The organism is Clostridium nigeriense (assembly GCF_050585265.1).
In the GTDB taxonomy this organism is placed as follows: Bacteria; Bacillota; Clostridia; order Clostridiales; family Clostridiaceae; genus Clostridium; species Clostridium nigeriense_B.
In genome coordinates this window covers 187,342-201,107 of the sequence record NZ_JBNOOE010000005.1, presented here as the reverse complement: position 1 = coordinate 201,107, position 13,766 = coordinate 187,342, and the positions used below count along the sequence as shown (strand labels likewise).

Here is a 13,766-nt window from a genome sequence, read left to right as displayed (position 1 = left end):
TTAATGAGAGAATGAGGGATTTATTGTGAAAAATAATGGAGTAAGAATAGGGATCGATGTTGGAGGAACACATACAAAAGCGGTTGCTATTGATAATAGTACATATAAAATTATAGGAAAATTTTCTGTTAAGACTACTCATGATGATGAACTTGGTGTGGCTAGAGGAGTAATAGATGCATTTAAAAATTGTCTTAAAGTAAATAACATAGATTCTAAAGATGTGGTTTTTGTAGCACATAGTACAACTCAAGCAACTAATGCTTTATTAGAAGGTGATGTAGCTAAAGTTGGAGTTATAGGAGTTGTAGGTAGAGGTATAGAGGGATATTTAGCTAAAAAACAACTTAAATTAAAAGATATAGATTTGGGAACGGGAAGAGTTATAAAAATTTTTAATTCTATAATTAATGAGAAGGATTTAACTCCTAAAAATGTAAAAAAGAAAATAGATGAATTAAAAAACCTTGGTGCACAAGTAATTGTTACATCTAAAGCCTTTGGAGTTGATGATATGAGTGATGAGTTAACTGTTGCTAAAGTTTCTAAGGAAATGGGAATGCCAATAACAATTGCTTCTGATATTACCAAACTTTATGGGCTAGTTAGAAGGACTAAAACAGGTGCTATAAATGCAAGTATATTACCAAAGATGCTAGAAGTATCAAATAGTACTGAAGAATCCATAAGAAGTATGGGGATTAATGTTCCACTTATGATAATGCGTGGAGATGGTGGAGCAATGGATATTGATGAAATGAGAAAAAGACCTATTCTTACAATGTTATCAGGTCCAGCTGCTAGTGTAATGGGAACATTAATGTACCTTCGTGTATCAAATGGAATTTATTTTGAGGTTGGAGGTACATCAACTAATATAGGAATAATTAAAAATGGAAGACCTGCAATTGACTATTCTATGGTAGACGGACATAAGACTTATGTACCTTCTATTGATGTTAGAGTATTAGGAGTTGCGGGTGGAAGTATGGTTCGTGGAAATAAAAATGGTGTAATTGATGTTGGACCTAGAAGTTCTCACATAGCCGGATTAGATTACGCAGTATTTACACCAGAAGAGGAAATAATTGAACCACAAATAGAATTATTTTCACCGGTAGAAGGAGATCCAGAAGATTATATTGCTATAAAATTAAAAAGTGGAAAAAGAATTACTATAACTAATACTTGTGCAGCAAATGTATTAGGTTTGGTAAAACCGGATCAATTTGCCTATGGAAATGTAAATTCTGCAAGAAGTGCAATGAAAGTAGTTGCTGATTATATGGGGATTACAATAGAAGATTTAGCAACTCAAATTTTAGAGAAATCTTTTAGAAAGATAGAGCCAGTTATATTAGAATTAGTTCAAAAATATAAGTTGGATAAAAGCCAAATATCTCTTATAGGTGTAGGAGGAGGAGCTTCATCCCTTATTGAGTATTGTGCGAAAAAATTGAATTTAAATTATAATATACCTGATAACTCAGAAGTAATATCATCTATTGGAGTTGCGCTTTCTATGATAAGAGAATCAGTTGAAAGAGTAATACCAAATCCTACACCTCAGGATGTAAAAAATATTAGAAATGAGGTTATAAATAGGGTAATAGATAATGGAGCAGAGTCCTCTACTGTAGATGTACATATTGAAATTGATAACACTACATCAAAAATTATTGCAATAGCAACTGGATCAGCAGAAGTAAAATCAACAGATTTATTGAAAGAGTGCAATAAAGAAGAAGCTAAGGAATTAGCAGCAAAAGATATGAGTGTAAATTTAATAGATGTTAAATTAGCTGAGGAAAATAAGTATTTTTACGTATTCTTCACCAATATTAAAGGTAAAAGATTAATTAGAATTTTAGATAAAAAGGGTTTTATAAGAGTACAAAGAAATAATGGAGATATATTAAGGGTAAAAGCAAAGGATTATGAAGTAGCAGTTAAAAAGTTATATGAGGATCTTACTGTATATAAATCAGATAGCGTAATAAGACCAGATTTTTATTTATGTGTAGGTTCTAGAATAATGGACTTTGATTCAGGAACAGAATTAAAACAAAATTTAATGCTAATGGATTTAATCGTACAAGATGTAAAAGAAGAGGAAGAGATATTTGTTATAGGAGTTAAAAATGAAATATAAGGATAATTTTGCACAAAGATTTATGAACTCTTTTATGGGAAAGAGAGAAGAGATAAAAGAGGAAGTTAAAATTCCACATATAAGAAAAATATTAAAAGACTTAATTAATGTTTCAGATGATAAGTGGGGTCTATATGCATTTCGTAGAGAGCCATTAAAAGGAAAGTTTAGCGAAGATAAAAAATTAGAACTAATAGAAAAGGCTAATGAGTGTGGACGAAAATATGCTAAAAAGATTAGGAAAGAAAATGGGGATATAACTGTATATGAAATTGCTAAAAATTTAGGTGTTGAAGTTGATTACCCTCAAAGACCTAATGGTGGTGGAAATATTATTTTTGCCCAATTTGTTAATCCTAATAAGGTCACTGTGTTTAAGGATAGTGTTAATAAAGCTTTTGATTTAATAGAAAAGGAAAATCTAGAAGATTTATTTAACAATGTTAATATAGAAGAAATATTATTAGCACATGAAATTTTTCATTATATTGAAGAGAATAATGGAAAAAATATGTTCACACAAACGGAAACAATTAGATTGTGGAAATTAGGTAATTTTAAAAATGATTCAAATATTGTGTGTCTAAGTGAAATAGCAGGAATGGCATTTGCTAAAGAATTATTAAATTTAAAGTATTCACCATATATTTTAGATTCATTTTTAGTTTACTTATATTATCCGAAAGTTGCATATGATTTATATAGAGAAATAATGGACATAGTGAGGCTGTCGTAAAGACAGCCAAAGTAAATTATTTTTTATTGAGTAATAGCACCTGTATTTTTAATAATAAACTTTTTAAATATATCTAAATCTTTATTAGTAGAAGATTTTATATTTGTAACTAATGCTAAATCTGAATTAATAGGAATTTTTAATGGATGTACGGATATATTAGAATTGCTAAAGGTTTTCAATACATTATTTACCATTAAAGTGATGCCTAGCCCTTCAGAAACTAGTCCTAAAATGGTTTCAATCTTACTTATATTATGTATAACGTTAGGAGTAAAACCAAGTTTTGAACATTCTTTTACGCAAATATCGTAAACTCCAGATTTAGAACAAACAATAAATTTTTCATTTTTTAAATCAGAAAAAGAAATGTATTTTTTCTTATTAAAATGATGATTATTAGAAGTTACAACTACTAACTCATCTTTAGCTAAGGTTATTACATTAAATAACTCTCTAGAAATATTAAAATCTCTAGCAATTGCAATATCAATTTCTCCTTTAGATAACATACTTAGTATTGCATCATTTTCATCTTCAAAAATATTAATTTCTATATTAGGATATTTATTCTTAAAAGAAGCAATAGCTGATGTTAGTCTGTATTGAGTTAAAACAGCTATAGTACCTAGTCTTAATATAGTTTTTGTAGATTGAGAGTGCTTTTTCATACTTTGTATTATATTATTATAGTCTTTCCAAAACTTCTCTGCATAAATATAAAATTCTTCACCTGCAGAAGTAAGTTTTGTAATTCTAGAAGATCTATCAAACAATGTAGTGTCAAGTTCATGTTCTAATGCTTTAATTTGCTTTGATAAAGATGATTGTGATATACAAAGTTCATTAGCAGCAGGAGAAAATCCATTATATTTTTTTATAGCTAGAAAATATTGTATTTGTTCAATAGTAATAATAATCACCTCACATATTACAAAATGCAACAAAATATATTATAACACAAAAAAAATATAAATTATAAAGTACATTTTAAAAATATATTATATTTTTAAATAGATTAAATTTTAATTTTATATACTAAACAGATAGTATATAATTAGTTTTATAATATTTATTTGTATATAATGTTCCATTTTTGTTAAATTTAATAAATTTTAAAAATGAAGGGGGAGAATTATGAAATTTAAGATATTACATACTAATGATATTCATAGCAGATTTGAAAATTTTGCTAGGATTACTACTAAAATAAGAGAGTTGAAAGATGAAAATACATTGATTTTAGATGCTGGAGATTATCATGATTTTAAAGATGTAATGCTTCAAGGTACATTTGGAAAAGCTGGATCAGAGTTGCTTTTAGAGGCAGGTTATGAAGCTATTGCAATTGGTAATAATGAAGCATTTGAAGGCTTAGAGATTCTAAATTCTATGGTAAATAGTGAGATGATACCATTCTTATCTTGCAACTTGGTTCATTTAGATGGAAGCAGTATCGAGGGAGTTAAAAGAAGTATAATAATTAATAAATCTGGAGTTAGATTTTTAATAATTGGGACATCACCTAATTTTAAAACTTTTTTTCATCTTTTAGATATGGATACTCTTGATTATAAAAGGCAAATTGAAAAAGAGTTAAGAGCGAACGAAGGAAAATATGATGTATGTATTTTGCTTTCACATTTAGGGCTTATTGAAGATACTGATATAGCCAATACTATGGAAGGAATAGATATTATAATTGATGGGCATAGTCATGAGCTTATGTCAGAACCAGAAATAGTTAAAAATACAGTTATTCATATGTCAGGTTGCTATGGTGAGAATCTAGGAGTTTTAGCCTTTGAGTATGATGGAAATATAACTAATATAAATGGAGTAAATATTAATATAAAGAATGTGGAGATGGATGAAAATATTCTAAAGATTATTGAGGAAAATAGAAAAGTTGCAAAGGATAATCTTGGAGTATCTCTTTATAGCATAGATAGAGATATGTGGCATGATGTAGTGGAGGAAAATCCTATAACTAATTTATTAGCAGATGCTATTAGAGATATATTTAATTGTGATATTGGTTTAATTAATAGTGGAATTATGAATAGTGGTATAAGAAAAGGTGAGGTATCTTTTAAGAAATTAATTGAAATATGTCCATCACCACTAAATCCAACTTATATGGAGATACAAGGTAAATATATACGAGAGGCGCTAGAGCAATCTTTAGATCCAGAGATTTGTTATAAAGATGGTGCAGGACCAGGTTTTAGGGGAAGGTTTTTAGGAAAACTTCATATTTCAGGTGCTGTGATTGAACATGATGGAAATAGAATTAATAGAATAATTGTAAATGGTAAAGAACTTGATGAAAAAAAATATTATAGTGTTGCTACTTCAGATTATTTACAAAGAGGTACTGGTTATAAATCTTTAGCTAATAATATAAATGAAAAATATAATGTAGAATATCTTAGAATAGTACTTAAGGATTATTTATCTAGAAGTAATTTTTTAGATAGCTCTTATATTTATAGATGGATTAAAATATAAAGTATATCTATAAATAGCAAATTTATTATAAAATAAAATTATTAATTAAAACATATAAAATTATCTTTACAATAGTAAAATGATTATATATAATTAGTCAGTAAAATTTAATAGGCAAACTTAGAGAAATCTAAGGACGCAAAGCTATAGGGACTAAGGTTTTAATAAACTATGTCAGCCAGTTGCCAAAGAGTGCATTACTTTTTGCTTTATTAAAATTAATAAAAATATATTTAATATTTATTATATCTAATAAATATATTTTTTGGGTTTTGATGATTATTTCTGCTGCTCTTTAGGAGCAGCTTTTTTAATCTTTAGGAAATTATAAAGATGTTACCACATGAATAACTTTTTATAATTTCCTTCCTTCAGCTTTGAAGTGCTTCTATTAATTTTGCTATGACTTGGAAGCTTGCGACGGAATAAGCAAAATTATATAGAAATACTTTTTTAATGCACTTTTTAATAAATATATTAAAAAGGGGAATGAAAAATGTATAAAGAATCAGGAACAAAGAAAAATAGGTGTATGTCTAAAAGGTTATGTCTACAGGTCATGGCTATTTCATTAGTATCATCAGTTGCAATTACACAAGCTACTTCTGTTAGTGCTTATAAATTAGATAGCAGTATTAATTCAACAGCTATAAGTAATTATGATAAAGAAAATATAGTTATTTTAAATACTTATGGTGATTTAGAAAATGCAAGTGTTGAGTGGAGTGGTTTAAAAGGTGCATCAGGTTATAATGTATATTATAAAGGAATAGGAGAAACTGATTCTAAATACAGACAGTTAGATAGTGAATTAATAAGACAATATTCATCTTATTTTAGAGCAGATGTAGTTGGAATTGAAGAAGGGTCTTATGTTATAAAGATAGTTCCATTGTTTGATGGAAAGGAAAATACATTAAAGTCTATAGTTACTTCATCAATTAATGTTAAGGCTCATACAAGGGAAGGGTTTGCCTTTTCAAAGGATTCTGTTATGGGTACTGCATCAGGTGGATATAATGATAACGGAACTGTAGCTGAAGATGCCACTATACTTTATGTTACAGCAGATAATATAAATACAATAAAGGCTGATGTTATAACAAATTCCAAAGGTTCTAAAACTACATGCACTGGTCTCGTTGATATTTTATCAAAGCGTCAAAAGGGTTATGATAAATCTCATCTTATTATACGTATAATTGGTGAAATTAAAGCATCAGATATATCAGGGCTTAACAGTAGTGGATATATTCAATTAAAGGGATGTTATAATCTTACTCTTGAAGGTGTAGGTGAAGATGCTACAATAAATGGTTGGGGGATTCTTATAAGAAACTCAAGAAATGTAGAAGTTAGAAATCTTGGAATAATGCTTTTCCCTGATGATGCTATTTCTTTAGATACAGATAATGAAAATATATGGATTCATAATAATGATATATTCTATGGAACAGCAGGAAGTGATGCTGACCAAGCTAAGGGAGATGGTTCAGCAGATGTTAAGGGAAAATCCACTAATGTTACTATTTCATATAATCATTTTTGGGATTCAGGAAAGTCTTCACTTTGTGGTATGAGTGATTCAGAAGAGTTTTTTGTAACATATCATCATAACTGGTTTGATCATTCAGATTCAAGACATCCACGTATTAGAGTAGGAACAATCCATATTTATAATAACTATTTTGATGGAAATTCAAAATATGGTGTTGGTGTTACGAAAGGAGCATCAGCTTTTGTAGAAGCAAATACATTTAGAAATTGTAAATATCCAATGCTTAGTTCCCTACAAGGCTCAGATATAGCTGGAAAATCTGCTGGAACATTTTCTGGTGAAGCTGGAGGAATGATTAAGGCTTATAATAATAGCATAACTGGAGAAAAGTCTTTAATTTATGCACAGGATGATGATGTACAGTTTGATGCTTATCTTGCAAGTTCAAGAGATGAAGTTGTACCAACGTCATATAAGACAGTAAGTGGAAAAACAACTTATAATAATTTTGACACAAGCTCAAAAATGTATAAATACGAAGCAGATAATGTAGAAGATGTTGCAAGTATTGTTACCGCTTATGCAGGAAGAGTTAATGGAGGAGATTTTACATGGACTTTTACAAATGCAGATGATGAATTATCATCAGTAAATAAGGCTCTTATGGAAAAACTTCTAAATTATAAGTCAGATATAGTTTCTATTGGAGGAAATTCTGTAGTTGTTAGTCCTGATGATGGTGATAATTCTGAAGTTCCAGAAGTCCCAGAAAAACCAGAAGTTCCATCAGAACCATCAGAACCAGAGATTCCAGAAAAACCAGAAACAGCTGACGTTAATGTTCAGAATTTCACAGAGTCTGGTATCGAAAGTTCATATTTTGCTATAAAAGGTAATTTAGGAACAAATAAAATTGTAAGGGTATATAACGGATTACTTTTAACTAAGTATCTAAAAGTTGAAACTAGTACAAGCATCTCATTTACTACAGATAGTACTGCAACTTTAACTTTAGTATTAGATTCTAGTTTCTCAAAATATATACTTGTTGATGGAGTTAAATATAAAGCGGATAAAGGTATAGTTACGGTAAAATTAGATGCTGGTAAGCATACTATTAAAAAAGGTGATGCAGCAAAACTTTATTATATGTCTGTTGAAGTTTAAAATTAAAAGGAAATGGAATTGTAATAGAAAAATAGAATATTTAATGATTGTGAGAGTATTTAGAAAATTCAAACTTATATATAATCATATAGAATACGTTAGACAAAGATTGACAAGCTTTATATTGAATGATAATATAAGAAAAAATCCCTTTAAATTGATTCGAGAAATCAGCAAGGAAGTTATAGTATACTTATAAAGTTTAACTTTTTATTGTAATCAAAATTAAGATAAAAAGTTATTAGTACAGTTATAGTAGCCTTCCTTATTAGGAAGGCTTTTTTCTTTAGAAAATTTTAGTTATGTAAAATATAGATGACTAAAATCATTAGAACTTAAGTATATTAAACCTTATATAGTTGTTTAAGTCTCACAAATAGGGAAATAACTAATTAGGAGAAAATAATATGAAAGTAAACAACAATAATAGAGTAGCTATAAAAATGGCTGTCGCTTTAGTTTTAGGATTAGTAATAGGTATAGGATTTTTATTACTAAGAGAAAATTTAATAGCAAATGGAAATGCAGACTTATGGGGAAAAATAAATAATATTTTATTCCAAGATATATCAGCAGAAGGTGCAACAAGTGCTATAGGAATTTTTTATATTATAGGACAACTATTTGTTAACTCACTTCAACTTATAATTGTACCAATGGTATTTACTTCTATAGCGTTAGCTATGTGTGAAATAAGTGATACTAAGAAGCTTGGACGTATTTCATTTAAGACTATATCAGGATTTTTAATAACATCATTTTTTGCATTAGTATTAGCAGGAGTAGTAGGATTTATAATTAAAAACTTAGGCTTATTTACTGCTAATGTAGATAATCTTTCAGCACAAGCAGGAGTGGCAAGTTCTACAAATCCATTACTTGTGATAGTAAGTGTAATACCTAATAATATTATATCGGTATTTTCTAAAAATACTGAAGTGCTTGCAGTTGTATTTATAGCAGTAGTAGTAGGATTATGTATTAATAATTTAGAAGGTAAGATTAAGATATTAAAAAATTTATTAGAAGAAGTAAATTCTATTATTACTGTATTTTTAAGTTTTGTAATAACTAAGTTTGGACCAATTGCAATATTTGTACTTATAACAAGAACATTTGCAATATATGGTATAGATAATTTAAAACCTGCTCTAGTATATGTAGTAGTTACGGTAATTACTTTATTAGTATTCCTAATCTTTGGATATGCAATATTTGTAGCTATAGGAGCTAAGGTTAATCCAATTAAGTTTGTGAAGAAAATGGGAAAAGTTGCTTTATTCGGATTTTCAACTTCATCATCAGCAGCAACATTACCATTAAACACAAAAACAACAGTTGAAGAACTAGGTGTTGATAAGGATATAGCATCTTTTATATTACCTCTTGGAATGACTATAAACATGAATGGTACTGCAATAATGCAAGTTATGGCAACAATATTTATAGCATCATCGGCAGGTTATGATGTAACAATAGGAAATATAGTTGTTATTGCATTAATAGCATTAATAGCATCAGCTGGAACTCCAGCAGCACCAGGAGCAGGAGCAATAATACTTTTCACAGTATTATCAGGAATGGGATATAACAATGATGGAGCAATACTTGCTTACTCATTAATTCTTGCTATAAATAGACCTATAGAAATGCTTGTAACATCTTTAAATGTAGTAGGAGATGCAGCAACAAGTGTTGTAGTTGCAAAGTCTGAAGGAATGTTAGATGAAGAAGTTTATAATGCTGATTAAAGTATAGATATAATAGATACATATAAAAATACAAAAATAACATAATTTATGATTAAAATAAAAAATCCATAACATTTTTGTTATGGATTTTTTTTAATTAGTTTGTATAAATAGATATACTTATATATATCAATTAGGGTTTACTATATTTATAAAAAGATCTATAATTATGGTAATAAAAATATAGAATTGTTTATAACTTTAAATTTAATAAATATAAATATTATAGGTTTATAAAAGATAAAAGAGAATAAAGTGGACCTGCCAGTTTCTCCTTGATAATTGCGTAAAGACAGATACACTAAAAGTAACAGTTCAATTTGATCTTGACAATTTTTTATTTAATTTTTTTGAAAGAAGGATGTATTTATATGAGATTAAAAGATAAGGTGGTATTAGTTACAGCCTCTACAAGAGGAATAGGTTTAGCTATAGTTAAGGCTTGCGCAAAAGAAGGTGCTATTGTATATATGGCAGCTCGTAATTTAGAAAAGGCAGGAGAAGTAGCTAAAGAGCTAAATGATAATGGGTATAGAGTAAAAACTGTATATAATGATGCATATAAAAAAGATACCTATGTTTCTATGATTGAGGAAACTGTTAAAAATGAAGGAAGAATAGATGTACTTGTTAATAACTTTGGTACTTCTAATCCTAAATTAGATTTAGATATAAAAAATACAAGTTATGAAGAATATATAAATACAATTGATACAAATTTAGCTAGTGTATTTATATCATCTCAAAAAGCTATAGAATATATGAGCAAAAATGGTGGAGGTTCTATAATTAATATATCTTCAATTGGAGGCATAATTCCAGATATTTCACAAATTGCTTATACTACAAGTAAGGCTTCAATAAATTATTTAACTAAACTTATAGCTGTTCAATGTGCTAGGGACAATATACGTTGTAATGCAGTATTACCAGGTATGACAGCTACTGATGCAGTTGAAGGAGCTTTAACTGATGAATTTAAAGAATTTTTCTTAAAGCATATACCTATTAAGAGAATGGCAAAGCCAGAGGAAGTTGCAGCAACTGTAGTTTATTTTGCAAGTGATGAATCAGCATATACAACAGGACAAATTATAGATGTATCAGGGGGCTTTGGATTAGCAACACCAATATTTGGAGATATGATAAATCTTAAAAATAAAAGATAATGAGTAATATTAAAAATATATAAGACATTAATAATGACTATCGTATTAGAGTTACAAAAGCTTTAGCGATAGTCTTTTATTTTGTTAATATAAATAAATATAAGGTATAAATTTTTATTGTAAAACTTATACTTATATCTTTTGTGAGCAATTAAGGATAATTAGAAATTATTATATACAAAAAATCAGTAATAACAACAAATATTAATATAATTATAAATAATATTGATTATATTAAAATACTATATTAATTTAAAGTTAAAAGTTATATTTAAAATTATGTTATATTTAATTTTTTAGTAGGGGAGAGATATATATGAGTATAAAATTTATAGAAGAACATAAAGTATTTAAACTTGATGCTAGGGATACATCTTACATTATAGCAATTGTAGATGAGGAAAGGTTTTTAGGTCATGTCTATTTTGGAAAAAAGATAATAGATAATAATATAAATCATTTATTAAGATTAGAAGAACCTCCGTATGTACCTTCAAAAAATAATCGTGATAGGGTATCATTTTATGATAGTTTTCCAACAGAATATTCAACACATGGGATTGGCGATTTTAGAGAATCATGCCTTAGGGTAAAGGATAAAAATGGACATACAGCATGCAGGCTTCAATATTCTTCTCATAAAATTTATAAGGGAAAGAAAAGTTTAAAGGGATTGCCATCTACATTTGGAGATGATAATAGTTGTACAAGTCTGGAGATAACTTGTTTAGATAATGATTTAAATTTAGAAGTTGTTTTATTATACAGTGTTTTTGAAGAGCTAGATGTAATAACTAGAAGTGTACGTATAAAAAATTGTTCAAAAGATGAAGTATTTTTAACTAAAGTTTTATCTACATGTATAGATTTTGATGGAATTAATTATGATATGATTTCTCTACATGGGTCATGGGCAAGGGAAAGACATATTTCAAGAAAGAAAATAAGCTATGGAAAACATTCCGTTTCTACGATTAGAGGAGAATCAAGTCATCAAGATAATCCGTTTATTGCATTATTAGATAATTCTGCTACAGATGAAAGCGGAAATGTATACGGATTCAATTTTGTTTATTCTGGAAATTTCTTCACACAAGTTGAGGGATGCCAATTTGATACAACTAGGGTTGTTATGGGAATTAATCCAGAAGATTTTTCATGGAAATTAAAAGAAAATGAAGAATTTGTAGCTCCTGAAGTTGTAATGGTATACTCTGATAAAGGTATAGGTAAAATGACAAGAACTTTCCATGATCTATATCGAAATCATTTAATAAGAGGTCAATTTAAAGATAAGAAACGACCTATTTTAATAAATAATTGGGAGGCTACCTACTTTGACTTTAATACTGAAAAATTATTATCAATAGCAAAAGAGGCTTCAGAACTTGGGATAGAAATGCTAGTAATGGATGATGGTTGGTTTGGAAAGCGTAACAGTGATAATTCATCATTAGGTGATTGGGTTGTTAATACTGAAAAAATAGAAGGCGGATTAAAAAATCTTGTTGATGAAGTAAATAATTTAGGTATGGAATTTGGTATATGGATTGAACCAGAGATGATATCTCCAAATTCAGATCTTTATAGAGAACATCCAGATTGGTGCATTCATATAGAAGGCAGAACACCAGCTTTATGTAGAGAGCAATATGTATTAGATTTATCTAGAAAAGAGATAGTTGATTATATTTATGAAAGTATTAAAAAAGTACTTTCAAGTGCTAATATAACTTATGTAAAGTGGGATATGAATAGGCAACTAACTGATTTAGGAAGTATTGTTATTCCTTCAGAACAACATGGAGAAATATTTCATAGGTATGTTTTATCAGTTTATGATATGATGAATAGATTAACAACTGATTTCCCATATATTTTATTAGAAAATTGCTCAGGTGGGGGAGCTAGATTTGATCCAGGAATGCTATATTATAGTCCTCAAATTTGGTGTTCTGATGACACTGATGCAATTGAAAGATTAAAAATTCAGGAAGGTACATCAATGGTTTATCCACTTTCTGCAATTGGAGCCCATGTTAGTGATTGCCCAAATCATACAGTAGGAAGAACTACGCCTTTTGAAACAAGAGGATATGTAGCGCTTGCGGGAACTTTTGGTTATGAATTAGATGTGACTAAAATACCGGAGGAAGATAGAAAGATGATTCCAGATCAAATAGCTATGTATCATAAATTTAATGACTTAGTAAGAACAGGGGATTATTATCGTATAGAAAATTTCTCAAAAAATAATAGTTTTGATTGTTGGGCTGTAGTGTCAAAAGATAAAAGTGAGGTTTTAGTTACATGTATTCAAGTATTAGGAAGGCCTAATCATCATAGTAGAAGAATTAAGTTAAAAGGATTATTAGAAAGTAAGATGTATGTTAATGAGGAAACTAATGAAGTTTTATCTGGTGGAGCATTAATGTATTCTGGTATTAATGTTAGCCTATATGGAGATTATTCAGGAAAGTTAATTTATTTTAAATTAGCTTAATCATAAGTATAAGTGTATATAATAATTTAGGATGACTCAAGGCAAACAAATAAATATTTGATTTAAGGAGCTGTCGCTTAATTTTTTATTGTGCGATAGCTCCTTATTTTTATACTATAAATTATATGATATGCCTAGGTAATATTGTAATAAAGTAAAGAATATTTGTAAATAAATATGATTTTTTTATAAATTTAACTAAAGAAAAGTAAAAAATAAACAAAATTTAATATATATATACTATAATTATCCACTCAGCTACAAAACGTTTACAGATAA

At 28.2% G+C, this 13,766-nt stretch carries 8 protein-coding genes and 1 riboswitch; of the genes, 7 read left to right on the top strand and 1 reads right to left on the bottom strand.

The features are described from left to right. The first annotated feature begins 25 nt into the window (after positions 1-25). Both ACQPVP_RS06825 and ACQPVP_RS06820 read left to right on the top strand, forming a co-directional pair. Positions 26-2,152, top strand: coding sequence for a hydantoinase/oxoprolinase family protein (locus ACQPVP_RS06825; protein WP_430848434.1), 2,127 nt, complete (start codon positions 26-28; stop codon positions 2,150-2,152). After that, a complete protein-coding gene (locus ACQPVP_RS06820; RefSeq protein ID WP_430848432.1) occupies positions 2,142-2,888 on the top strand; it encodes a hypothetical protein in 747 nt (248 codons plus the stop codon). Before ACQPVP_RS06825 ends, ACQPVP_RS06820 begins: the two co-directional genes overlap by 11 nt. 23 nt (positions 2,889-2,911) lie before the next feature. On the opposite strand, the gene ACQPVP_RS06815 is transcribed toward ACQPVP_RS06820, so the two are convergent. Beyond that, the gene (locus ACQPVP_RS06815; RefSeq protein ID WP_430848430.1) at positions 2,912-3,811 is read right to left on the bottom strand and encodes a LysR family transcriptional regulator; all 900 of its coding nucleotides are present in this window, start codon (positions 3,809-3,811) and stop codon (positions 2,912-2,914) included. A 214-nt stretch (positions 3,812-4,025) separates the two neighbouring features. On the opposite strand from ACQPVP_RS06815, the gene ACQPVP_RS06810 reads away from it, so the two are divergent. From ACQPVP_RS06810 to ACQPVP_RS06790, 5 genes are all read left to right on the top strand, one after another. Continuing rightward, on the top strand, positions 4,026-5,399 hold the full coding sequence (locus tag ACQPVP_RS06810) for a bifunctional metallophosphatase/5'-nucleotidase (protein ID WP_430848428.1): 1,374 nt from the start codon (positions 4,026-4,028) through the stop codon (positions 5,397-5,399). Positions 5,400-5,502: 103 nt separating this feature from the next. Beyond that, a riboswitch (cyclic di-GMP riboswitch) is annotated at positions 5,503-5,589 on the top strand. A 306-nt stretch (positions 5,590-5,895) separates the two neighbouring features. Beyond that, on the top strand, positions 5,896-8,064 hold the full coding sequence (locus ACQPVP_RS06805; RefSeq protein WP_430848426.1) for a pectate lyase family protein: 2,169 nt from the start codon (positions 5,896-5,898) through the stop codon (positions 8,062-8,064). Positions 8,065-8,471: 407 nt separating this feature from the next. Further along, positions 8,472-9,815, top strand: coding sequence for a dicarboxylate/amino acid:cation symporter (locus ACQPVP_RS06800; RefSeq protein WP_430848424.1), 1,344 nt, complete (start codon positions 8,472-8,474; stop codon positions 9,813-9,815). A 371-nt stretch (positions 9,816-10,186) separates the two neighbouring features. Next, a complete protein-coding gene (gene hdhA / locus ACQPVP_RS06795; protein ID WP_430848422.1) occupies positions 10,187-10,984 on the top strand; it encodes a 7alpha-hydroxysteroid dehydrogenase in 798 nt (265 codons plus the stop codon). Positions 10,985-11,300: 316 nt separating this feature from the next. Further along, positions 11,301-13,487 carry an alpha-galactosidase gene (locus ACQPVP_RS06790; protein WP_430848420.1) on the top strand — a complete coding sequence of 729 codons (2,187 nt, stop codon included), beginning with the start codon at positions 11,301-11,303 and terminating at the stop codon, positions 13,485-13,487. Positions 13,488-13,766 lie beyond the last annotated feature (279 nt).

What these genes read in the sequence shown, in the direction of transcription:
- ACQPVP_RS06820 (WP_430848432.1), top strand. Translation starts at nt 2,142, where the DNA reads ATGAAATATAAGGATAATTTTGCACAAAGATTTATGAACTCTTTTATG.
- ACQPVP_RS06810 (WP_430848428.1), top strand. Translation starts at nt 4,026, where the DNA reads ATGAAATTTAAGATATTACATACTAATGATATTCATAGCAGATTTGAA.
- ACQPVP_RS06805 (WP_430848426.1), top strand. Translation starts at nt 5,896, where the DNA reads ATGTATAAAGAATCAGGAACAAAGAAAAATAGGTGTATGTCTAAAAGG.
- ACQPVP_RS06800 (WP_430848424.1), top strand. Translation starts at nt 8,472, where the DNA reads ATGAAAGTAAACAACAATAATAGAGTAGCTATAAAAATGGCTGTCGCT.
- hdhA (WP_430848422.1), top strand. Translation starts at nt 10,187, where the DNA reads ATGAGATTAAAAGATAAGGTGGTATTAGTTACAGCCTCTACAAGAGGA.
- ACQPVP_RS06790 (WP_430848420.1), top strand. Translation starts at nt 11,301, where the DNA reads ATGAGTATAAAATTTATAGAAGAACATAAAGTATTTAAACTTGATGCT.